The sequence below is a fragment of the Rania fehmarnensis genome (assembly GCF_056494185.1).
On record NZ_CM151398.1, the window covers coordinates 1467999 to 1490783 of the forward strand.

At 54.3% G+C, this 22785-nt stretch carries 12 protein-coding genes; 7 read left to right on the top strand and 5 right to left on the bottom strand.

Annotated features, from left to right (window positions below; translation table 11 throughout):
• Positions 1-180 precede the first annotated feature (180 nt).
• Positions 181-1032 (bottom strand): glycerophosphodiester phosphodiesterase, encoded by an 852-nt coding sequence (locus SH573x_RS04565; RefSeq protein ID WP_479353149.1) that lies wholly within the window; start codon positions 1030-1032, stop codon positions 181-183.
• Positions 1033-1132: 100 nt separating this feature from the next.
• Between SH573x_RS04565 and SH573x_RS04570 the strand changes: the two genes are divergently transcribed.
• The 3 genes from SH573x_RS04570 to SH573x_RS04580 all read left to right on the top strand — a co-directional run bounded on the left by SH573x_RS04570 (position 1133) and on the right by SH573x_RS04580 (position 4157).
• The gene (locus tag SH573x_RS04570) at positions 1133-1738 is read left to right on the top strand and encodes a hypothetical protein (RefSeq protein WP_479353150.1); all 606 of its coding nucleotides are present in this window, start codon (positions 1133-1135) and stop codon (positions 1736-1738) included.
• Between the two features lie 109 nt (positions 1739-1847).
• Positions 1848-3104, top strand: coding sequence for a metal-dependent hydrolase family protein (locus tag SH573x_RS04575; protein WP_479353151.1), 1257 nt, complete (start codon positions 1848-1850; stop codon positions 3102-3104).
• Between the two features lie 204 nt (positions 3105-3308).
• Positions 3309-4157, top strand: a complete 849-nt coding sequence (locus SH573x_RS04580) for an alpha/beta fold hydrolase (protein WP_479353152.1) — start codon at positions 3309-3311, stop codon at positions 4155-4157.
• A gap of 41 nt (positions 4158-4198) precedes the next feature.
• Here the strand turns inward: SH573x_RS04580 and SH573x_RS04585 are convergent, their stop codons facing one another.
• The gene (locus SH573x_RS04585) at positions 4199-5458 is read right to left on the bottom strand and encodes a TolB family protein (RefSeq protein WP_479353153.1); all 1260 of its coding nucleotides are present in this window, start codon (positions 5456-5458) and stop codon (positions 4199-4201) included.
• Positions 5459-5616: 158 nt separating this feature from the next.
• Between SH573x_RS04585 and SH573x_RS04590 the strand changes: the two genes are divergently transcribed.
• A complete protein-coding gene (locus tag SH573x_RS04590) occupies positions 5617-6690 on the top strand; it encodes a bifunctional transcriptional activator/DNA repair enzyme AdaA (protein ID WP_479353154.1) in 1074 nt (357 codons plus the stop codon).
• Positions 6691-6815: 125 nt separating this feature from the next.
• On the opposite strand, the gene SH573x_RS04595 is transcribed toward SH573x_RS04590, so the two are convergent.
• Positions 6816-8900, bottom strand: a complete 2085-nt coding sequence (locus tag SH573x_RS04595; RefSeq protein WP_479353155.1) for a right-handed parallel beta-helix repeat-containing protein — start codon at positions 8898-8900, stop codon at positions 6816-6818.
• Between the two features lie 160 nt (positions 8901-9060).
• Between SH573x_RS04595 and SH573x_RS04600 the strand changes: the two genes are divergently transcribed.
• The 3 genes from SH573x_RS04600 (at position 9061) to SH573x_RS04610 (ending at position 18440) form a co-directional block, all read left to right on the top strand.
• Complete coding sequence (locus SH573x_RS04600; protein WP_479353156.1) at positions 9061-13728, top strand: reprolysin-like metallopeptidase; 4668 nt, start codon at positions 9061-9063, stop codon at positions 13726-13728.
• Between the two features lie 496 nt (positions 13729-14224).
• Positions 14225-15754: a transposase gene (locus SH573x_RS04605; protein WP_479353157.1), complete on the top strand. Its 1530-nt coding sequence runs from the start codon at positions 14225-14227 to the stop codon at positions 15752-15754.
• 490 nt (positions 15755-16244) lie between these two features.
• Positions 16245-18440 (top strand): transglutaminase domain-containing protein, encoded by a 2196-nt coding sequence (locus tag SH573x_RS04610; protein WP_479353158.1) that lies wholly within the window; start codon positions 16245-16247, stop codon positions 18438-18440.
• A 29-nt stretch (positions 18441-18469) separates the two neighbouring features.
• On the opposite strand, the gene SH573x_RS04615 is transcribed toward SH573x_RS04610, so the two are convergent.
• Positions 18470-20347, bottom strand: coding sequence for a metal-sulfur cluster assembly factor (locus tag SH573x_RS04615; protein ID WP_479353159.1), 1878 nt, complete (start codon positions 20345-20347; stop codon positions 18470-18472).
• Positions 20348-20475: 128 nt separating this feature from the next.
• Entirely contained in the window at positions 20476-22695 is a 2220-nt protein-coding gene (locus SH573x_RS04620; RefSeq protein WP_479353160.1) for an FkbM family methyltransferase, read from the bottom strand.
• Between the last annotated feature and the right edge of the window lie 90 nt (positions 22696-22785).

Below are 22785 nucleotides of genomic sequence, written 5' to 3' on the forward strand. Positions count from 1 at the left end.
CTGGCATTGGACTCTGGCCCAGCGCACTTGGTCTGTCCCCGGTCGCGCACCCGGTTATGCGTGGGGACAGACGCCTGGTTTGAGGTGGCTTGGGTTTGCGGGTTCTGAGCGGCTGAGGACAGCCGCTCTACGCTTGGGGACAGACCCCGGGCGGTCGGTTCGGGCACGGTGAAAGTTCGGCTACGAACCTTCGCTACGTTCGAGTTCGGAGCGGATGAAGCCGGGGCGGTTGGTGGTAATGCCAATCGCGCCCAGGCCCTTGAAATAGGCGGCATCTTTAATGTCGTCGATGGTCCACACATGAAACTCACCACAACCACCATTTCGCAGAGTGTCGACGAAAGGCTGGTTCACGACCGCCGTTTCGCCGCGCAGGCCCACACCATCTGCTTTGCACTGGACGACCGTCTGGCAAATCGTATCGACCTCAGGCGTCCACCGGCCGGTCTGCTTGTCATTTTTGAAACCGGTTAACCAATGAGCTCGAACAGAGGGTAGCAACTCTTTGCACTTAGCCACCGTGTCGGCACGAAAGCTGATGATCAGAAATTTCTTCTCCGTGTTGGCCTGCAGTTCTTTGTCCAGAGCGGGTTGGATCAGCGGCACAATCTCTGGGCCGACCTTCAGTTCAATAACGAACAACTTTCCAGCCGGGACAACGTTGAGCACTTCTTCGAAAGTGGGAATCGGCTCACCGCTAAACTCAGCTGATTTCCACTTTCCATACTCCAACTCACGCAACTCCGCCAAAGTAGATTGCGAGACTTGCAACTTCTTGCCAGCCGTGCGCTGCGTATCGGCGTCGTGAATGCAGACCACTTGCCGGTCCTTGGTCACGTAGAAATCACCTTCAATACCGTCTGCCTCTTGCTGCCAGGCCAGCTTAAAAGCCGCGATGGTATTTTCAGGTGCATCGAATGACGCCCCACGATGTCCGACAATGACTTGAGCCTGAACTAGAGTAGCACTGATGTTGCAAAGCATTCCGACTGCCAGCATGAGCGGCCAGTAGAGTTGTAAATGGGTTGGCATGTATCCATCCTGTAAGTTGATCCGCTAGGTTGGTAGTTAAAGTATAACCGATATCTTTCGTAGCCCAATTCGAGCCCCCAGGCACTCATTGGCCACAACCATGAATCAAAAGCAACCCGCTACGATCGCGTCAGCTCAATTTTCAATGCAGTCGATATTCTGGGTGACGACGGCCGTAGCCATGTTGTTAGTGCATGCACGAAACCTTGGGCTGCGCGCAGTCAGCTTGTTGATCGCGTATGCACTCTTCTGGATGATGTGGTCCGCGATCTTTGCAATACTGTCTCCCAATCGCAAGGAGTTACTCTTTTGGTCAGGTCTCATCGTTACGCAAGCCTTCTTGGCTGTGTCGGCTGTTAAGCTATTGAGCTTAAACGTGTCCTACGGCTGGGGCATGGTAGCGGCCGTCGGTGGCACGTTCGCCAGTGTAAGTGTCAGGCCACGTGTGTTCATCGCAGCCTGCATAAATAGCTTGTTAAGTTTGGCTGCGATGGCCGTTGTACTGGCGGGCCTGCGCGAACCGCTGGGTATCGAGTCGTCGCTTGATCTTGCCAGTGCGGCTGGCGTGGGCTTTACACTAACTTACTTCGTTCGATTCCTGAAGTGGTTCACCGCGGAAACACGACAACCTTGGGCAGTTGTCGCCGCTTGGCTGACGATCAGTGTGCTGATCGGAAATTGGATGGTAAATTTGTCAGGCTACTAAAACTGAGCAGCGAATTGCACTTCGCATTTCGAATGAAAAGTTGGTAGCGGAATGCGTCAAGCATTTCGAACAAACTGAATGTGAACATAAAACAAAGGCGGCGGAGAACATGAAAAAAGCTGAAGGCAAGTCAATTGTATTCAATGGCCAGCTAGTCGACGGACGCGGCGGGCCGCCTGTGCCCGATGCGTTGGTGATCATTGACGACGGAGTCATCACCTACGCCGGTCCAGTCAATGCTGCTCCGCCAACCTCACCTGCTACGCCTAAGCTGGATGCTCGCGGCGGTACGATCATGCCAGGTCTGGTCGAAGCGCACTTTCATGCAACGTATTTTAATATCGAAGCCCTGGAAGATCTCGATATCAAGTATCCCGTCGAATACGTCTCGCTGCTTTCGTCAGCCAACGCCAAGCTGGCCCTCGAGTGCGGCTACACCGCAGCTCGATCCGGCGGTTGCTTGTTCAATATCGACGTATGGCTAAAGAAAGCCATCGAAGAAGATCTGATCCCCGGACCCAGACTGGCAGCTTCGGGACGCGAGATTTGTTCAGCCGGCGGCCTGATGGATTGGAACCCCGATTTCCGCAAGATCGGTATGGAAGGTTTGGTGTTCATCATCAACGGTGTCGAAGACGCACGCCGCGCCGTCAGGCACTTAGTCAAAGATGGCATCGAGTGGGTCAAGACTTACCCTACGGGCGACGCAGCCTCGCCAGATGCCAACGATCATCATACGCTCTGCATGACTTTCGAAGAAATGCACGCCGTCGTGGCCACCGCGCATAACCATAAATTGAAAGTAACCGGCCACTGCCGCGCCAACGAAGGTATCAAGAACGCACTGCGAGCTGGCTACGATACGCTCGAGCACGGAACATTCATGGATCAAGAAGCCCTCGATATGTTGCTCGAGCGCGACGTGCCAGTTGTGCCCGCTCTCTACTTCGAGATGGCCAGCGTCCTTCGCGGCAAAGAATTCGGCTTGCCACAGAGCGTTATCGACGGTCACCAAGAAACACTCGATGGCGGCGCAGAAAGTGCGCGCATGATCTTGCGAGCAGGTGGCCGGCTAGGCATGGGCGGCGATTATGGTTTCGGATGGAATCCACACGGCGACTATGCGCGCGAGCTAACATTCTTTGTTAAACACGTAGGCTTGACGCCACTGGAGGTCATCACCTGCGCCACCAAAACCGGCGCCGAAATCATGGGCCGAGGCCACGAATTCGGAACCGTCGAACCTGGCAAACTAGCCGATCTGCTGATCGTCGATGCCGATGTCCTAGCCGATATCGCCGTCTTAGAAGATCGCCGCAAGTTCATCGCCGTTATGCAAGGCGGGCTAATAAAGTTTCAAAACTAGACACGTTAATGTGGCACAGGTGTCCAATGTGGCATAGGCTTCCACCCTGTAAAAATGTGGCATAGGCTTCCAGCCTGTGTGCATGTGGCATAGGCTTCCAGCCTGTCTCCCCCAAATCACTCCCTCGCGCACTGCCTCGCTCACTCCCCCACGCGCTATGCCACTCGGCAAGTTGCCACCCAATGATGTAAGTGAAACCACTCAATGCACAGTCGAATGATCGCCAATCTCCACCTGGTCGAGAATCAGCCGCAACGTGCACCGCAAGTGCTGTTCTTGCACGGCGTACTACGAAACTGGCGAAGCTACTACACGTTGTGGCCCGCGCTCGAACATGACATGTCGCTGGCTGGGCTCGACTTTCGGGGGCACGGCGATTCGGTCCGCGCTTCTAGCTACTTGGTTACAGATTATGTTGACGATGCAGTCCGAGTATTGGAGCAATTATCCGAGCCCTGCATCGTCTATGGTCATTCGCTGGGAGCCATGGTGGCACTGGCTGCGGCCAGTCGCATGCCGCACCGCGTGCGCGGCGTCATATTGGAGGATCCACCGTTTCATACGATGGGCGATTTGCTACCCACCTCGACTTTCATGCCGTATTTCCGCGGTATCCAGCAGTGCCTGCTGGCTGGGCCCTACGCAGATGCAGATGAACTCTTTCAAGCGTTATCCAACACGATCGTCGGAGTCAGTTCGCAAGGCGCGGCGATTCGCTTGCGCGATCAACGAGACGAACCGACACGCCGCTTTATGGCCGACGCACTGATGAAAGTTGATCCACCCGTATTGGAACCCATTACTAGTTGTCAGTGGCTCAGCGGTTACGACTTGAATGAACTGCTGAAGACCGTTCAATGCCCTATGGAACTATTGCAAGCCGACAAGCAAGTTGGTGGCATGCTGACCGAGGATGATTCAAGTTTCATACGCAGCAAACTTGGCGACCAGTGTCGCTTGCATTATTTTGCGGAAACTGGCCACAGCATTCACTGGTCAAAGATAGAAGAAGTACTGACCATTATCCGTAACTTGGTCCAAGAGACAGAGTAAGCACGTGGACGTATCCACGTGCTTAACTTATTAAAGTTAAATCAAATCCATCGCGGGTGGTCGGCTCCCAAATCGTCGATGCCGGCAGTCACGCGCGTGGTTTGAGCTGTCTCCAGATCCAACAGCCACAACTCCGATGCTCCGGATGTCTGAGCACGACAAAAGGCCAGGTGCTTTCCATCGCTGGAGGGTGCTCCGCGGAAATCCCAAACACCTTCCGTAGCCTTGGTCAATTCTCGAATCGCACCCGAGTCGGGATGCAGCAGACAGAGTTGTACGCCACCTCGAGCTGCTTCTGGTTTCAGTTCACGGTTGAAATGATCCAGGTCCGGCTGACCCACGCGATACTGCCATGGCACTGCAGCTCCTGGAGTTCGACGGGGAAAGACAATCTGGCCATCAGGAGTCCACGCGGGCACATTCGAGCCGCCGCCGCGCGAGCGCTGGTCGCCATAAGTCGCCGCAAACCACATGGCCTGGCCACTGGTCAGCACGCGATGGGGACCGCTGCCATCAGCTGGGCCTATGCATACGTCGGCCCAATCGTGACCAGGGTCGCCCTGGTGCAAACAGTCGACGAACAGAACCCACTGGCCATCGGGCGACCACTGAGTACCAAAATACAGATGCCCTTCTGCAGCTGCAATCTTTGTGCGCTGCTGACCATGCGGATCGCTGGTCCACACTTGATAACCCTGCGGGCTGGCCAGGTGAAACGCCACCCGCATTCCATCGGGGCTCACGCTCAACCCATATGGCAAGCCTTCGCCGGCCTTCGTAAACTCGCGCGCATCGGTGCCGTCTAGCTTGACGCTGTAGATCTGGCCCACTTTGTTCTTTACAACTTGAATCAACAAGCGATCTTCGCCCAACAGTAACGCTGGCGTGACGAAGGGGGCCAGTCGCTCGCGATGACAAATCTCTTCGAGTTTGCCGGACTCTAAATCGTACAGCCATATATGCGTAGGCGTTTGCGTGTAGTACTCGTCGAACGGTTTACCGGGGCCATCGCGGCGCGGCTCCATACTCAGCACGACTAGTCGTTGATGATCGGGAAAAACTCCGCTTATCTGCCAGGTTGCTTGCCCAGGCGCATCGAGCTCTAAATACTTTATGTGTAAAGTAGTGGTGTCTGCTAAGCCTGTTTTGCCTCGCGAGTTAAAGAGCAATTGTCCAGACGCAGTCGCGGGGCTGGCCTGTAGACTCGCAGGCCACTGCGTCGCGGAGGAGCAAAGAGCTGCGCCGACACAGGCTCGCGCCAGAAATTGACGTCGAATGATCTCAGTTGGTATGCGCTTCATAAAAATACTTTCTTGGCAATCTCGGCGACGGACTCTGCGCGTCTTCGTAGCTCGACTGTCAAAAAGCTCGAGGATCGCGCCCGAATTTCGGTGGCCAAACGGTCCCTGCGTAGCCTAAACTTGGTCACACTTCTTCCACGCCCGTGACGGCACAACCTATGAAACCAACCTTAACCGCTAATCGATTGCCACCCCGAGCTGAAATGGTCGATGCATATCTGCGTCGTGATTCTGCCTATGACGGCATATTCTACATCGGCGTTCGAACTACCACCATATTCTGCCGACCGACCTGCAAAGTGCGGTCACCATTACCGAAGAATGTCGAGTTCTACCCGTCAGCGGCGGCGGCCATGTTCGCTGGTTATCGACCATGCAAACGCTGTCGTCCGTTGTCGCTAGTCAATGAACCGACTTGGGTCAAGCCGCTAATCGCGCAAGTCGAACAGCGACCCACCGAACGCATAACCGAGTCGGCATTGAGGCAATTCGGAGTTGATCCTGCCACAGTGCGGCGGCATTTTGTCAAGAATTACGGCATGACGTTTCAAGCTTACGCACGGTCATGCCGGCTGTCTTACGCGCTGAAGCTCATACGCGAAGGTCGAACGTTGGATGATGTAATTCTGGATAGTGGCTACGAATCACACAGCGGCTTTCGCGATGCGTTCACTCAATGGCTGGGGTGTCCGCCAGGCCAGGCCGCTGCGGCCGACTGCATTCAGATGGCGTGGATGCATACACCGTTAGGCCCAATGATTGGTGGTGCCAATAACGGTGCGATCTGCTTTCTGGAGTTCACCGATCGACGTATGCTCGAGGCCCAGTGGAAAACTTTGCGGCAGCGATTTCGCGTACCGGTAATGATCGGCCAGAACCATTTGCTCGAACAGTTGCAAACAGAACTCACCCAGTATTTTGAAGGCAGCTTGCAAGAGTTCACCCTGCCACTGCAATATCCCGGTACCGAATTTCAGCACGCAGTTTGGAATGAATTGTTGAAAGTTCCCTATGGTCAAACGCGGTCGTATCAGGAACTAGCCAGCTCCGTGGGCGATGCCAGAGCCGTGCGAGCCGTCGGCCGAACCAATGGCCTCAATCGCATTTCGATCCTCATTCCGTGTCACCGGATCGTTAACAAAAGCGGCGACCTGGGTGGTTACGGTGGCGGGCTTAGACGCAAAGAGTTCTTGCTGCATCTAGAAAAATCCAACGTGGCCTCAGTCGTCTAAGGCCCTGCAAAACAATAAACTACCGAACTTATCGTAACGGGGTAACTTGTCCTACGTTCAAAATTGTTTGCGTTCATGGCTCGATGCCGATCTTCCAACTCCGGTAGTTTATTGCTTTGCATTGCCTAGCGCATAACCACTCCATCGATCCACAACTGCAGAGGCCCTGCGTCCCATGAATCGACTCCGATTGAGAGACGACTGATGTGCTCAGGTAAAGTGCCTGCGTGTTCCCACTCTGAACTGGTGGTCAGCGGAAAGACAATCATTTGCCAACCATCGCGCGCTTCGTTGTAAGCGGGCTGGCTGAACAGGTCTCGCCTGGGTTTTAGTTTCAATTGCTGACCGTTGTCGCCAGTCAGAATGACTTCGGGATTATTGGATTGCCAACCGGGCAAATTGGGATTGATGGACTTGATCCAAAACACGAGTCTTGTTTTACCTGAGGTGGAGCGAAGTTTCTTATCCGCAGTTAAATTGGCGGTCAACCAAGCCAACTGTCCATGATATGGATCGATGCGAGCGGCGATTGACTCAGGTCCTGCGATATGAAACTGAAGGTCGCGCTGATAACTGCAGGCGAGCCCTGCCGTCTTCTCGATACTCCACTCCGCGGGATCGGTGGCCAGTTCATCTTTTGCGTCCGCGACATAGAAATCCAGCCAGCCAATTTGCGAGGGTGTTCCTTCTTCACGAGCGATTACGCCGATACGGTAGAAACCGGCGAACGGGAAAGTGCACTTCGCATCTGTTCCGGTCAGATGCAGATGATCACCAAAGTCCCACTCAATTGTTGCGGTCGGACTAAGGAGTTGCTCGACAGCAAAATGCACGCTCTCGCCGACGGTGGTATGTGCACGAGCGGCGATTTTTAAATTAGGTGGCCGATTGACAGCCGACTTGGGTGGCTCTGAGCGCGGAGCGACGTTTGATAGACGCGTGACGCCCTGGCTAGATTCAATATCTGCCTGACTGTTATCCGCGAGGTAGTTATTCTCCAAGCGAATCCAATCCGCATGTCGGGCAAAAATCCCCCAGTGATTGGCACGTAGCTGGTTGTTGGCAACCAGCCAATGATAGGCTTTCCATTTCTCGCCTTTGGAATCTATGTCACCGATCAGTGCGATGCCGGCGCCGTTGTTGTGTTCGCAGCGATTGCCGTGAGCGATGATGTGGCTGGAGGGACCAAACATAAACACGATGCCAGCGTGACCATCTTGAGGCAAGTGGGGTGAGTTGTGATTGCCTGTTGCCAAGCCGTTGTGGCTAGCTTCGTTTCGTTCGAGGATGGTCTGGTCCGATCCGCCCAACCAAAATCCATAGCTGCAATGATTGGCGATGTTGCCGACAAAGATGTTGCGAGGTGCCCAGCATTCAAAGCCGTTATTGTTCGCGTATGAGCAATCATTGCCTTCAAAGTAGTTGCCTGTACTGCACCAGCGATTGAGAACACGGATAAAAATTCCGTCGCCACCGTACGTGCAATCGTTGTTGAGAAAGCGATTATCGTTGGATCCGCTTTCGATCAAGACTCCAGTGGAGTCGCGAGCATGAACTTCATCGGGCTGCTTGCGAATACCGTAACTCAAATTATTGTGGCTGACAGTATTGCGACTAGCTTGCCATAGCTTGAGGCACGTGTTGGATGTATGCGAGAAGTTGTTGTCTTGCAACGTGTTGTCATGCGAATCGACCAAGACACATGCATCCCAGACTCGATGTGCTTGATTGCGACGGAGAGTCGTATGGTGAGTTCGCTGGAGCACGATTCCACCGCGGCGTCCGTTTTCGCCCCAACCGAAGTCGGGGTCATGAAAGTTATCGCTGAAGTCGCAATCTTCGATCAACCAAGCCGAACAGTCGGTCAGTTTCAAACCGATTTCCCAATTGTGCACGCGCACATTCTTGAGCGTCACGCCAGTGACTCCGGTGGCTTCGATCGCAGTGCCGGTTCTTTTGTTGGGAATTGGTTCGCTACCGGTAATGGAACACCCATTGCCATCGATGGTGATCCCTGAAGCTTTAATTACTAGTGGTCCATAATTGCGTCCAGGTTCGAGCACGGTGTCGGTAGTGATGACGGTGGGTGTAACGGTCGGCTCTTGCGACCATAGGTCTGGGGGCGAAACTGCCGTGAGTAGTGCACAGGTGGTAATGGATGCTGTGACGTTAATTAGTTGAGCCAGAAATGGCGGAGGGAATAAGGACATTGGTGGCGTGCTTGAGAGTGGGATGAATTCTCGGTGAGGAGTCTCTAGTCTAACTGCAAATCTTGCGACTGGCAGGCTGCCTACTTTCAACTACGGCTCAGCGTAACTAGACTGTCTGCCGTCGATCATCCCCTCCGGTAGTGTTTGTTTGGAGTTGAATATGGCGATGCAGTTGATCCGCGCCCATCAATTTGCTTCCATTAGTTGCCAGCGAAATAAGTGTCATCAGCGGCTATTTCGTCGACTGGTGGCTGAAGCTCTAGAGCCGCGGGTTGTGTTTAGTGCCAGTCCGGTCGTGGTGTCGACATCGCTGGATGAAGTTTGGGATACTGTCGCCAGCATTCCGGCCGTTGAGGGCAAGCAGTCCTTCATTCAACCAGTTTCGTACACGGCTGCGACGCTGGATCGAGCGAAGCTGGTTGAGCAAGTGGCTCAAGCGCCGCTGGAGTTCACGCCCTTGGCACAAACTTCGGGCGTAGAGATAACGCTGCCGACACCAACTGGAGGCTATGCGCGATTCAACGTCGTATCGTCACCGATCATGGAACCTGCTCTGGCTGCGCAATTCCCCGAGATACAAACATTCAGTGGTCAAGGTATCGATGACCCAGCTGCTACTGTGAGATTCGACATAACGCCAGCGGGCTTTCATGCGCAAGTTCTGTCGCCGCTGGGGGCCTATTACATTGACCCATATTATCACTTAGATGATAGCGTGTATGTCAGTTACTATAAGCAAGATTTGTTGCCCCGCGCCGACATGCAATTCTTCGAGGGCGACCTACACGATCATGATGAAGAGCATGATGAAGATCAGCCCGTGAAGGCTGTTGAGAAATCGGGTTCGGCGCGCGACACATCTATGGTGCAACCACCGCAATTGGATTTGTCGCCTGATCGCCTAGGCGATGCCGGAACCTCTTGGGGTTTGGCGAAGGACTCGGATCCACCGATGCTAGCGCGGGCTGGAACGCAGTTGCGTACATATCGGCTGGCCAATGCTGCGACCGGAGAGTACACCGCATTTCACGGTGGGACGGTGGCACTGGGGCAAGCTGCGATTGTGACTGCGGTCAATCGTATCACGGGTATTTATGAAAATGAGTTAAGCGTACGCCTGGTGCTCGTTGCGAATAACTCGCTACTGGTTTACACCAACGCGGCTACCGATCCCTATACGAATTCAAGTCCATCTCTCCTGCTCTCTCAAAATCAATCCAACATCGATACGGTTATTGGCAATGCCAATTACGACATTGGACATGTCTTTTCAACTGGCGGCGGTGGGCTGGCGGGACTCGGCGTAGTAGGTGTTACTGGTGCCAAGGCGCAGGGCGAAACGGGTTTGGGTTCACCGATTGGTGATGCGTTTTACGTCGATTATGTAGCGCACGAAATGGGTCATCAATTTGGTGGAAGGCATACGTTCAATAGTCCCAATGGTAGTTGTGCGGGGAATCGATCGGCAGCCGCGGCTTACGAACCAGGCAGTGGCAGTACCATTCAGGCGTACGCGGGCATTTGTGGTGTCGACAATTTGCAGCCTAATAGCGATCCCTACTTTCATTCCATCAGTTTCGACGAAATCGTCACCTATACAACGACTGGTGCGGGTGATACGGCAGCAGTCATTACATCGACGGGCAACAGTGTTCCCCGAGTCAACGCAGGGGCGGACTACGTTATTCCATCGCGAACGCCGTTTATATTGAGTGGAGCTGGCGCGGATGCCAACTCCAGCGATGTGCTGTCGTACAATTGGGAGCAGCGCAATTTAGGTCCGGCCGTATCCTTGGCTGCGGCCGATAATGGATTAAGTCCGCTGTTCCGATCATTCACGCCTACGCTATCGCCCGAACGCGTTTTACCGCGATTGCCAGAGTTGTTAAACAACACGACTCCCGTGGGAGAGAAATTACCGACTTTGTCGCGCACGTTGAATTTCAGAGCGACAGTGCGCGACAATCGATCTGGTGGTGCTGGTGTCAATACTGATGATATGGCCATAACGGTTGTCGATACGGGAGCGGCCTTTGCCGTCACCAGTCCCAACACGGCCATCGGTTGGGCGAGTGGTTCCACACAGACAGTGACATGGAATGTGGCTGGTACGACGGCGGCGCCGATCAATACTGCGGCGGTGAACATTTGGTTGTCGGTCGATAGTGGTCAGACCTTTACAATTCAACTTGCAGCCAATACTCCCAATGACGGCTCGGAAGCGATTACGGTTCCTAATATCATTGCGACTCAAGCTCGAATCAAGGTAGAAGCGGCGAACAGCATTTACTTCGACGTTTCCAATGTTAATTTTTTGATCAATGGCCACACTAATACGGCTCCGACAATCTCTACGATTACCAATCGCTTGATCGATATGGGGCAGTCGACGGGTGCAATTGCATTTACGGTTGCCGACGTCCAGACTGCGGCAGGCAGCCTGATCGTGTCGGCTACATCAACGAACTCAACGTTGTTGCCGAGCAGTGGCATTGTGTTGGGAGGATCAGGGAGTGCGCGCACGATCAGTTTGACGCCGGCTGCGGGCCAGTTTGGCATGACCACGGTATTTGTCAATGTTACTGATGCCGGCGGAATTACGGCTACGGAGTCTTTTCAATTGTTTGTCGAAGGCGTGCTGACATGTACGCCTTTCGAGAGCTTTGACAGTGTGACGGCACCAGCATTGCCATCAGGCTGGACGGTTTCAGCGTCGGGGCCAGCTGCGGTCAACTGGGTAACCTCCAGTAGCAACAGCGATTCGGGTACGAACAATGCGTTTGTCTCGGATCCCGATAACATAACCGATAGCCGGCTTACTTCACCGTCGTTTGTGATTTCTGAAGCCAATCGGCGCGTACAGTTTCGCCACAACTTCGATTTAGAAACCGGCTATGACGGCGGGGTGTTGGAGTTGTCGATTGATGGCGGGGCTTTTACGGATTTAGTGGCGGCTGGCGGGGTCTTTGTTTTGGGTGGCTATACGGGGATAATTTCAACCGATTTTTCGAATCCCATTGGAGCTCGTTCGAGTTGGACGGGCAGTTCTGGTGGTTACATTACGACGGTGGCGGAGTTGCCGGCTAGTGTGCTGGGCCACAATGTGCAACTGCGTTTCCGCATGGCTAGTGACGATTCGACCTCAGGGGTGGGCTGGCGGGTCGACACGATTCAGACTTGCGGGTATGCGATACCGAGTGTGATCTCGATAACGGCACTGGGTGCCAGTCAGAATGAAGGCAATTCAGGCACTACGCCTTTCACGTTTAATGTTTCGCGCACTGGTGATACTTCGACGGCGATCAGCGTTGGATATGCTGTAACTGGATCCGGTGCTGAACCAGCGACGGCGGACGACTTTGGGGCGGTATTGCCTGATGGTACGATCAACTTTGCAGTAGGCGAAGCGAGTAAGACTTTAACGATCGATGTAGTTGGCGATACTCAGTCGGAGCCCACGGAAGGTTTTACTGTGACGCTGAGTGCTGCGACCGGCAATTCCACTATCTTGGAGGCGACAGCTAGCGGGACGATTGTTAATGATGATAACGCATCACCTGTGGTTATGGCTGACTTGTCCGATGTTGTCGGTAATGTGTTGAGTGCGCTTGCAAATACGGGCACCTGGAGCGATCCGGAATTAGATACCGTGACCTTGTCGGCTTCATTTGGGGACGTGGTACGAAACAGCAATGGAACATGGAGCTGGAGTTATACACCGACTGCGCGGTTGGATGGTGCGCTGGTAACAATCACTGCCAGTGATGGTACAAGTGAGTCGACAGTTGACTTCACGGTAACTGCGGCGGTAAATGTTGTCAGTACAGGAATGTACTACAAGGGTTCGTCATTTGCGGACAGTAGTGTGGCAGCAGCAATTCCAACTAACAAAGCCCTTGCGCATGCGGGCGCTACACCGCAAACGTTATCGTACACCAACGTAATCAATACCAATCGTGGCATAAACGGGTTGGTTATCAATACTGCGGGGTTGGCCGCCACTACGCTCAATGCGAGTGATTTCACATTCAGGATGAGTCCGCAAGGTGCATTCAATGAAGCAGCTAATCCACCGAGTAGTTGGTCAGTAGCTCCTGCGCCGACAGCTATTGTGGTGACGCCAGGTGTTGGTTCGACGCCTGCTCAGATTCGGATTGAATGGGATGATAACGTGATTGCCAATCGTTGGCTGCAGATCAAGATTCTGGCCAATAGTAACACGGGCTTGCCCAGCGGCGAGGTGTACTACATCGGTCACTTGCAAGGTGAGTTGAATGGTCAGATTCTGGCGGGTGCGTACTTTGTCAACAACGCTGACTTGGCATTACTCAATCCGATTGGTGGCGTGGCCAACGTTGATAACAATCGAGATGTGGATAAGAACGGATTCGTGTTGAATTTGGATGGCGTGTTGGTGCGAAGCTCAATTATTACGAATCGCGCATTGCGCAATATTACGATTCCGGTTGCAGGTAGTGCTCAAGAATCGCGACCTGAAGCGGGAATGTTTCAATTGATGCTTGCGCCGGGTGCGGACGAGGAACGGCAAATGGTGGCACCCGTTGTGGTTGGCTTGCCTCTGATCGATTCGGTAAGGCGCGCGACGCAGGTGTTTCGGGAGTACACAAGTACGACGAGAGCTGACGCACGTGGAATCGCCGAGATGGAATCCAAGTTGTCCGAAGCGGCTGCATCCAACTTGGCTGATGTCTCCAAGGCTGTCGCAGGGGCAGCGCTGGCTTCGACGCGTGTCGTCGATGAATACTTTGGCGGTTTCGATATCGCCTTAGAGCAAGAATTGCTAGTCCAAGTTCGACAGCGAGTCTAAGCGGCACGTTCCAGTGGTCCACCAATCGTCCCGCATGGAATGCGCCTGTGCTCTGTCCCCCGTTCGCGCCCGGGGACAGAGCACTCGTACATGGCTATGCCAGCAAATCACCCCGGTGTCTGTCCCCAGGCGTGAGACTGGGGACAGACACCGGATCATGGTGTCCCCTGTGAGCGCGCCGGTGCTCTGTCCCCACTCATGCTCGGCTCGCAAGCAAGCTGCCGCTGGGGACATACACCATGCTCTATCCTTTGCTAGCTCACAAATTAGCGCAGATTGAAGACGCGATTTTTGAGCCTTGAAAAATATTGCAGAATATTTTCGGGCGACCCAATCTTGAAAAACCCTGGTGCTTACAGGGTATGCACTCAGCCAGCGGGGCGGCGCGCCCTTGACGCATCACTATCTATATAGGGTGACGTTTCGTTTGTTGCCGGCCACCGGGCTACCGATGGCTACTGCTGTTTGCTAGCACAAGAAAAAGGAGTGCAAGATCATGGCTCGAAAACCTCGGAGAAGTTTGTTCAGTCCAGACGAAGTCGCCACCGTGCATATCTCCAATCGCTGTGTCCGCGGCCAGTACCTGATGGGACTGGACGAGACCACCGGCGAAGATCATTCCGAACGACGCGAGTGGTTTCAAACCTACATGCAGTTCTGTGCCGGGCACTTCGCCTTCGACGTGCTGGATCAAGCTATTATGGAAAATCACTTTCATGTACTGGGCAGAGCCCGGCCCGATGTGGTCCTGTGCTGGAGCGATGCCGAGGTAGCTCGCCGCTGGCTGACCCTCTGCCCGCCCAGCTCTGGCAAACGCAAAGGCAAGAATAAAGACAGAGCTCCCCTGCCCACCGGACCTACCAAAGCTCAGATTCGAGCCCTGACCGGGCAGCCGGAGTTTATCGCCGAGCTGCGCAAACGCCTCAGCGACATCTCGTGGTTTATACGCAAGATCTGCCAACACGTGGCTCAGCGGGCCAACGCCCAAGCCAAAGCAGCCAATAAGCCCACTGGCAGCTTCTGGAACGGTCGCTTCCACGGCGTACGCCTGCTGGATGAAGAAGCCGTGTTGGCTTGCTCGATTTACATCAATCTCAATCCCATCCGCGCCGTCATGGCCTACACCTTCGAAGACAGCCAGTACACCTCGATCCAGCGGAGACTGCAAGATCTGTTGATGGTCATGCCTGCTGACGAGAACAAGGCCATACCTGAAGCCATCTCCGATCCTGGTACGGAGCCAGTATCCGGCTCAAGCGCAGCGCAGCCGCTGGCCAGCGACAGCCTGCTGGACGATCAACTGGGCAGCGATCACTTAGGCAGCGATCAAGTGGTTAGCGATACCAAGGTGCAGCCGCTGGAGGTGGCTGCCAGCCATCGCAGGGAGGCCTCGCCGCCGCAGGACATCTTGGCGTCTAGCCTCTCCACCAATGCGGCCGCGCCCGACCGGCGGCGTTCGCTGGCTGAGACACTGGCCGATCAGATCCTTCGGTTTGGATCGGCGATGGCCTACGAGCCTGAGGAGGGTGAAGAGGAGTCGCCGGAGATGGCCGAGCTGCGCAAGTTGCCGCCTGTGCCCTGGCGGCCGGGCGGCTACCTGGCGCCGCTGGAGATCAACGAAGCACTGGATCCGATCGGACCACGGCTCAGTCGCAGTTGTCAGCGCTGTAGTGATCGCGGCTATTTGACGATGACCATTGGCAAGTACATCGAGTTGCTCGAATGGTGTGCGCGGCAGATTCGCCCTGGCAAACGCGGCGTGATGCCCAGCGACACTCCGCCGATCCTCGAGCGTTTGGGGATTCCCCCGGAGGTGTGGATGAAGCTGGTCACCAGCTTCAATGAGCTCTTCAGCACAGTAGCTGGCATGCCCGAAAGCGTCGACGCGCATAGCACGTCGCGCAATGAGCGTTTCTACATGCCCAAAGCCACGCGTGAGATGTTGACCATCCAACCGCTCGCCCCGCAACCGACCGAACCAACTGCGCCGGAGCAAGCGGCAGACATGTCTAGTTCGTCGGCCTAGGGCCGACGGGCACACGACAAGCTCTGCTGGCTTAGCCGGACAGCTTCAAACCAGGCAATTTCGGCCCTTCTAAAAACTCACCTACCGGGTGCGTCTCGCTACCGGTCTATCCCGGTCTCTCCCCAGCGGCCACACAACACCCGCCAACGCCCTCAAAAATCGCCTCCCACACCCGCGCGCCACTCTCAAACAGCGTTTCCCCCGCGCTCCACCTGCGCGCATCCGAACCAAACCGCTCTCACCACCGCGCGCCCACCACCGCTTGAGCCTCAAAATGCCTGCGAATATGAACGGGGACACACCCCGGGTATACCAAGGAGCTTGAGGAAACATCGGGGGACAGACCCCGGGTATGGCTTGGAGGCGGGGTGTGTCCCCGGGGTGGCTCTCGTATTGTGTTGGGCTGGCAAGTAAATTGATGCGTGGGTGGCAAATATGAATGCCACCAGAAGTTGGTTGACCTCGAGATGGCTTATACGTCAGGCACCCTATGGCACGCGTACTTGGTTTGTTGGCGATTCTGTTGGCTCTGTTCCCAATGCTTGCCCAGGCTGCGGACCCAAAGAGCGATTGGGCTCGGATGAGTCCAATCACTCCACGAGGCTACGTTTGCGGTCGAACTGCTAGCCCGCTTACAATCGATGGCAAGCTGAACGAACCCGCTTGGAACGCAGCCGCTTGGACGGAAAAGTTCGTGGATATCGAAGGCGATACTCGTCCCACACCTAGGCTATCAACCCAAGCCAAGATGCTCTGGGATGACCAGTATCTCTATATCGCTGCCCAACTGAACGAGCCACACGTCTGGGCCACCCTCACCGACCACGATGCCATCATCTTTCAAGACAATGACTTTGAACTGTTCGTGGATCCCGATGGCGACAATCACCAATACTACGAATTCGAAATCAATGCACTCAACACCGGCTGGGACCTGTTCTTGCCGAAACCTTACAAGGACGGTGGCACTGCCGACAATGGTTGGGAAATTCAGGGTCTGAAAACGGCTATCCATGTCGATGGCACTCTTAATGATCCCTCCGACAACGATCGCGGTTGGTCTGTCGAACTGGCAATTCCCTGGAACGCCTTCCAGCCCCCCAAAACCAATGGTCCAGCTCTCCAAAAAACTGAGTCCTTGCGACCACGCAACGGCGACCATTGGCGAATGGGTTTCTCACGCGTCCAGTGGCAACACGAGATTGTCGATGGTAAGTACCGCAAAGTAGCCGGCACCAAAGAAGATAACTGGGTCTGGTCGCCGCAAGGCATCATCGATATGCATCGCCCCGAACGCTGGGGCTTCGTCCAGTTTGTCGACCAAGACGTCGCTACTCCAAGCTTCGCCACGTCAACGTTCGCAGCCGATCCCACCCTCAAGCTGCGCGATCAACTCATGAACATCTACCACCGTCAACGATCCTTCAAAGACCAACATCAACGCTGGGCCAATGACCTCACCGAACTCGGTGTCGACTCTAACGGCCTGTCCTTCGAACTGACCAAGGGCGGCTACGTCGCATCCGGCCAAGTGAGAATCGACGAGACATCCACTCAACACTGGTATGTGCGTCAAGACTCGCGTCTGTGGACTTCCGCCTATTATCACGAAGTCAATCAAGCTCTCAAAGATGCCGGCAACAACGCGGCTCAGTTGCAACTGGCACTCGATTCCGTCACCAACCGTCAACGCGAAGGACTCGAATTCTTAATCGCCAACATGCCTCAGCCCGACTTGGAGAAGTTGACCGCTGAGTTCCTGATCGAAAACGTGCGCGAAGCCTACGAGACGCTCGACGCCGCACCCTGGCGCGACACCATACCAAAGGAGATCTTCTTCAATAACGTCTTACCCTACGCCAGCATCAATGAACGCCGCGACAATTGGCGCAAGGACTTCCGCCAGCGATTCTCCCACCTGATCAAAGAAGCCAAAACTCCTGGCCACGCAGCTGCACTGCTCAACCAACGACTATATCCCTTGGTCAAAGTGAAATACTCGACACAGCGCAAGAAAGCCGATCAGAGTCCCTATGAATCCCTAAATAGCGGGCTGGCCTCCTGCACCGGCCTCAGTGTCTTGCTGATCGACGCCTGCCGCGCTCTCGGTGTGCCCGCACGATTTGTGGGAACACCTCTCTGGACCGATGGCAGTGGCAATCATTCGTGGACCGAAGTCTGGGACGACGGCTGGCACTTCACCGGCGCCGCCGAACCCAACGGCGATGAACTCGACAAAGCTTGGTTCATCGAACGTGCCGCCACCGCTAAACGCGATGAACCTATGAACGCCATCTACGCCGTTAGCTACGCCAAGACTCCTCTCAAATTCCCCATGGTCTGGGCAAAAGATGCCGACTACATCTGCGCAGTAAATGTAACCGATCGCTATACCCAACTGGCCATCAAACCACCAGAAGGCTCTGCCAAAGTCATGTTCCGCGTTGTCGACGCAAAAGGCCAACGTATCGCAGCCAATCTAAAAATATCACAAACTGCCGGCTCCCAAACTTGGGACGGCCAAACCAACGATGAACGTTTCGATGCCAACGACCACTTCGGCACTTTTCTGCCTATCGATAACAAGCTGAAAGTCGAAGCCAGCTTCGATGGTCAATCAGCTCAACAAGAATTCAATGTTCCCGCATCAGGGACCACCATTACTCTACAGTTGAAAACCAAGTAAGGCACAGGAAAACCAACCATCACTGACCACTAAAGGCCCAGCTTGCGCCTGCCCGCAGATGTCAAACGATTGCTGTTCCATGCAGGTTCGCGAACATGCTGGAACACAACTTGACGCACGCCAGGCACTTGCATCAGTCGCTGGCGAATTGGTACCGATAAAGTTGGATGGACTGAAATCGAACCATCGATGAAATATCCCAGTCGATCGCGACCAGCATGCGGCGTAGTCATGACCAAGGTGACCACATCACCTCGCACACGCACGTCGTCCACCAGACCAAGCTCGACGACGTTGATGTCAGCCGTATAAAGCTGAGCATCTTTACAGTCAGCCAGCGCTCGCCAAATAGTCTGCTTGGAAATCACTGATTCGCCAACTTCCGAGCCCCGCGCCAAACGCCCAACCAAGCGTCCAGTCTCAACTCGTTCAGCCGCAACTTTTTCCACCGTAAGATCCACGGCAGTGACCTTCAGCGGATTGACCAGTGCTTGTCGCAATCGTTCCAATTCTCGCTTGCTCGACTCATCTATAATGGGCAACGTCACATAAGCATTGCGCTGTATCAACTCTGCTCCCGCCGGCACCGTCTTGACTGGCAGTGGATAGCGACTCCAGACACTTCCGTGCCAGCGATAATACAAATTGGGCGAGCCGTTATGCTTTAGCTCAGGGATGCCGCGTGCAGAATGTTCGAGAAACAATGCCAAGAACGCATCCTTAGAATCACGGTTCGAAAACCCAATGCCCCACAGTTGCTCTTGATGCTCAGGTGGAACCTCACCAGATTGCAATCTTCCCTCAGCATCCATCCATAGTTTGTCAGTAAAGGGTTGACCACTGAATACCCACTCATCATCTCTCAGTGCAGCCGCTTCGAACTGCTGCACGGCTTGCATCGCGCCAAACTTGTGAAACCATGGCAGTCCTGCATAAAATCGATACTCTACTTCAATCTTAAGCCGAGCCGGCGTGTAGATCGGATGAACAGGCGAATGCGGAAAACCCCAACGCCTCACCAGCGTACATAACGGTCCGCGCACCACTTCATAATCCGGACAAGCATCCCACAACGAAATGCGCAACTTCTGAAAATTGCCCTCGTCGACATAATCGTGCGCCCAGTCGATCCCCGGCGGCTCACCATGCCCTTCACCGCCAGCATACAACTCCAGCCCATGTTCACGCCGCAGAATCAATCGCTCTAACTGTCCCGTCTGCCGAGATAACATCGCTTTGAAGTAGGCATTGGAAATATCAAGCCCCCAGCCTTCCCCCTCAGTAACCAAATCAGATGGATATTCGGGCAGCTCAGCGTCAACATTGCCATAGAACAATAGCCAGTGCTGTCTCTGGTTCGCCACACTCGTCGCTTGAACAAGAATGCGTGCCTGCCGCAGTTTCAATGACTCACGAAAGCTTTCACGCAAGATCTGAAAAGGCATTTCAACCAATCGCCCATCCTCAATCCGTATTACACGCAACTCCCGAGCAATGGATTCCACCTGGTCACTAGGAAAACTGATCGAGAACTCTACCGGTTCACCGGTTCGATCCAACCCAACCGTTTCTTCGATCACCAATTGCTTAAAGTATTTCCAAGGTCTGGCCCACACCTGCCAAGCCTGCGGTAAATCGCTAACGGGTATCCATTGCTCGAGCGGGACGACAGACGTGGGTAACGCTTCCGACTCGTGTTGAGTCTGGATAATAGAATTACGAATAGAGTGCGTCAGCGATCGCGCTAGATCAAAGTCTTGCCGATCAAACGCTTCGCGCAGCAGTCGCATCTTCGTTTCAACCGAATCGCTCCGCTGGTCAGCAGTCAGCGGTCCGGCTGTTTGTGCATAAACAACCGCACCCCAACCCAGGCTCAGCACCGCCAAGCACGTCGCGCGCAAACACATGTCATTCTCCAGTTGCAGGTTAGATAAAGCCTGAGTTTAACTAACACTGCGACTAGATTGAACAACCAAACCTCACACAGAGGATTACTATTCCAAGCTAGTTTGAGCCCGCGGGCGCGCTCCCGTACTCATCGGTTGCTCTGCCGAAAAGCAAAGAGCGGCAACTTGGATTGCTGAACAAAAAAGGCGTTTACATGTGAAGAGATGTCATAAACATAACCCAGCGGAGCCAGCGCGCTACGTACCTGCGCCAAGGGTGTGTGTCCCACTTCGACACACATGATATCCGGCAAGACATCGCATCCGCGCATGCCCTCGATAACGTCCAGTTCATGCCCTTCGACATCCAGCACAAATAGATCTACCTGAGCGATCGATTCACGCTCGACAAAGACCTTATAAGTCACCAGAGGCACTTCAACCTCTGCAAACGTACAACCAGTTTCCTTCAAGATCTGCGTATGATGCTCGGTATGGCTGAGCGATCCGTTGCCGTAATTCAATCCCAGTTGTGGATGGCTGACCAGTTTAAAGGTGGCGCTTCCGACGCGGTTCGACAAGGCCACCTGGTAGTTGCGAGAGTCGGGGCGATTCAGCTGCAAATTGGCAAAGATGTGCGGGGAGGGCTCCAGATTGTAGCCGGTCCAACCCATCGTCTCTTCAAAGAACTTGCACGAGCACTCTAGCTGGCCATCGAAGGCACCACATTCAATGAACGTGCCGCGAATGTTAGTGTCAGGAAAGTATCGTTCGAAGATAAATCGATCAACCGGCGGCGAAAACTGACCATAGAACTTGAAACTGTGATCGCCGTCGGAATTGGCAATGCGAACGCGTTGCAATCCGTGAACGCTTTCTTTCAGTTCGTTATATCGCTCCGCTAGTACTTGAACGTCAACAGCCATGTGTTGCAAGTGATCGCAAGCCTCGCCTACTTGCGTCGACAGATTGCGACTGTCAGCCGTAATCGTCTCGAGTTGCTGAGGCAAGTGCAGCAATTGTTCCATGCGATGGGCCTCGGGTTTCGAGGGGCTGATCGTCTTGCGCATAACTCGCTTGAACTCGCGATACACTCGCTCTTGAATTGGGCGTTTGACTTTCATATTGGTTACCAGATTGTGATGAATTACACCGTCGAGTCCAGATTGTTGCACACCGCCGGTTGTCGGGCTGTAAGCGCTCGTCTCAAAGCCTTGCTCCATCCACGGACGCAGCTGATTAATGCGACGCTTGATCCATCTCGCCTGATCGAGCGCCTTCTTGCGGCTGAATACTTCGTCGACGAAAAAGCGTTGCCGATGACTCCAGGCTTCTGCCAACGAGGCATCGCTCAGCGCGGCTTGAGCCATCTCGTTGGCTCGTGCCGCAGAAGCGTACATGCCGGCAGCGACTAAATCGGATTGCGACATGCCGAATCGCTTGCCCTCAGCCGCAAAGGCAGAGTCTCGATGAAACAGAACCGGCACACCCAGCGTCATGAATTCGATCGGATGGTAGTGGACATGGTAGCGTGAAGTTCCATGATAGACAGACACGCGCGCTTGAGCGGCTACGCGAAAATAGTCGTCGTCTTCCAGAAAGCCAACGATGGCTGGATCTTCCAGCGGGCCACCGGCAACGGGATTGCCACCCAGAATCTTCAGCGGCAACCCGCGGTGGTCCTCACGGTACCTTTGATAGATCTCCATGTAGTACGCTTGCTTTTGGATGCGCGGAATCGTTTCAACCACATACGGTTGACTCGCCGCCGCTGACCAGCGCACCGGGCCCAATCGATTGGGACTGACAAACGCACTCAATTGATTCGGGTTCGCGCACAAACGTGGATCCTCGGGTTCCTGCAACGTGGACAAAATGGGTACCCACATGAAATTGTGGCGACCGTGCAACGTCCCCAAATCAACCTTGAAATGCTGAGCGACCCGGCTGTAGTTATTCAGATGTCCGTGGCCAAATGGGCGAAAGATGACCGTGCCCTTGAAGACCGGCGCTAATCTAACTGCCAGATTGGGCAAGACGGTTACGTAGATCACATCGACGTGCTTGTTCAGAAGAGCGATCTCTTCAGAATCGAATTCGGCTTGCCCCATGTCGGCACAAAACTTAATCGCTTGCAACCGGCGGACCACGTCATCCGGCAAGCCAACCGTTGCTTTCCAAGCGTCACAGATCTGCTGATCCAATTCGGCTTTGTATTCAAAGGTCCAAAAGTCAGTCAGCAACGGGATAACGCGAAAGCCAGCTTCCAATAGCAGCGGAATCTCTTCAGCAGCTAGCGTCGAATGCGACGAGCACCACAGCATCAACGGCGCAGCTTCCGACGGCGCGGCTGGTTTTGAAATTGACATGTGGTACTTCCTTGTCCACTCAAGTGCAGAAATAGGCGCGCTATGTTCTAGCCGTTCTCAGCACTTGCGGTCAATACAGCTTTTTCCTCG

Coding starts and splice junctions, on each gene's coding strand:
- SH573x_RS04565 (WP_479353149.1), bottom strand. CDS start 1,032: ATGCCAACCCATTTACAACTCTACTGGCCGCTCATGCTGGCAGTCGGA.
- SH573x_RS04570 (WP_479353150.1), top strand. CDS start 1,133: ATGAATCAAAAGCAACCCGCTACGATCGCGTCAGCTCAATTTTCAATG.
- SH573x_RS04575 (WP_479353151.1), top strand. CDS start 1,848: ATGAAAAAAGCTGAAGGCAAGTCAATTGTATTCAATGGCCAGCTAGTC.
- SH573x_RS04580 (WP_479353152.1), top strand. CDS start 3,309: ATGCACAGTCGAATGATCGCCAATCTCCACCTGGTCGAGAATCAGCCG.
- SH573x_RS04585 (WP_479353153.1), bottom strand. CDS start 5,458: ATGAAGCGCATACCAACTGAGATCATTCGACGTCAATTTCTGGCGCGA.
- SH573x_RS04590 (WP_479353154.1), top strand. CDS start 5,617: ATGAAACCAACCTTAACCGCTAATCGATTGCCACCCCGAGCTGAAATG.
- SH573x_RS04595 (WP_479353155.1), bottom strand. CDS start 8,900: ATGTCCTTATTCCCTCCGCCATTTCTGGCTCAACTAATTAACGTCACA.
- SH573x_RS04600 (WP_479353156.1), top strand. CDS start 9,061: ATGGCGATGCAGTTGATCCGCGCCCATCAATTTGCTTCCATTAGTTGC.
- SH573x_RS04605 (WP_479353157.1), top strand. CDS start 14,225: ATGGCTCGAAAACCTCGGAGAAGTTTGTTCAGTCCAGACGAAGTCGCC.
- SH573x_RS04610 (WP_479353158.1), top strand. CDS start 16,245: ATGGCACGCGTACTTGGTTTGTTGGCGATTCTGTTGGCTCTGTTCCCA.
- SH573x_RS04615 (WP_479353159.1), bottom strand. CDS start 20,347: ATGTGTTTGCGCGCGACGTGCTTGGCGGTGCTGAGCCTGGGTTGGGGT.
- SH573x_RS04620 (WP_479353160.1), bottom strand. CDS start 22,695: ATGTCAATTTCAAAACCAGCCGCGCCGTCGGAAGCTGCGCCGTTGATG.